Annotated in this window: 1 protein-coding gene; it reads right to left on the bottom strand. The window is 62.1% G+C overall.

Features of this window, described 5'->3' with window-relative positions:
• Nucleotides 1–151: 151 nt before the first annotated feature.
• Nucleotides 152–1038 (bottom strand): putative bifunctional diguanylate cyclase/phosphodiesterase (locus U1769_RS25525; protein ID WP_332720951.1); only part of this gene is annotated, 887 nt, incomplete at its 5' end.

The following is a 1038-nucleotide window of genomic DNA, read 5'->3' on the forward strand; positions in this document are numbered from 1 at the left end:
TCGAACCCGGGGGTGATGACAAGCGCCAGCAACAGCGTAACCGCAACCGCACCGAGCAGCGCGACCCCGGTCAGGATCGCGACCAGCTTGGCGCCCAGCGATGATGGCATGCGGCGACGCAGCCGCGCGAATGCGGCGCGAATCATCTGCATCAGCCGTGCGTACCGTTGACCGGCACCACCTCCGCCACTGCCGGGATTTCTTCCTCGTCAGGGTCCATAAACCGCTCATGCGCGACATCGGTCGCGACATCCGCCTCCAATGGCCGTGCCAGATAATAGCCCTGATAGTGACTGCATCCAGCCACCCTCAGCGCTTGCAGGTGCGCCTCGGTCTCGACCCCTTCGGCCACGACTTCCAGCCCCAACGCGCGGCCAAGGTGGATGATCGAATGGACGATTGCCGCGCTCTCACGCTCGCGCCCCATACCTTCGATGAAGCTGCGATCAATCTTCAGGCAGTCCAGCGCAAATTTGCGGATATTGTACAGCGACGAATAGCCGGTGCCGAAATCGTCGAGCGCGATGCGGAATCCCATCTGGCGCAAGCGATACAGCGTCTCGGCGGCGTGCTCGGCGTTGTCGAAGATCGCCGTCTCGGTGATCTCGATCTGCACGCGATTGGGCTCGATGCCCGCCCGCTGTACGCGCTCGACGACATGGCCGACGAAATTCTGGCGGCGGAACTGGCGCGGTGAGAAATTGACCGAGACATATTGCCCGGGCCATTTGCCCAACATCGTCAGCGCCTCGTCCAATACCCAGTCGCCCAGCTCATGGATCAGGTTCGATTCTTCAGCGATCGGGATGAACAGGCCGGGCGAGATGCTGCCATATTCGGGGCTGGTCCAGCGCAGCAGTGCTTCGAACGCGACCACCTCCAGCTTGTTGCGGGCGACGATCGGCTGGTAAACCAGTCGCAATTCGCCATTCGCAATCGCCTGGCTCAAGCCGCCCTCGATCTGGCGACGAAAGCGGATCGATTCGTCCATGCTCTCGTCGAATACGCGCACTACGCCGCGCCCGGATTTCTTGGACT

Source organism: Parasphingomonas zepuensis, assembly GCF_036663735.1.
Taxonomy (GTDB): domain Bacteria; phylum Pseudomonadota; class Alphaproteobacteria; order Sphingomonadales; family Sphingomonadaceae; genus Sphingomonas.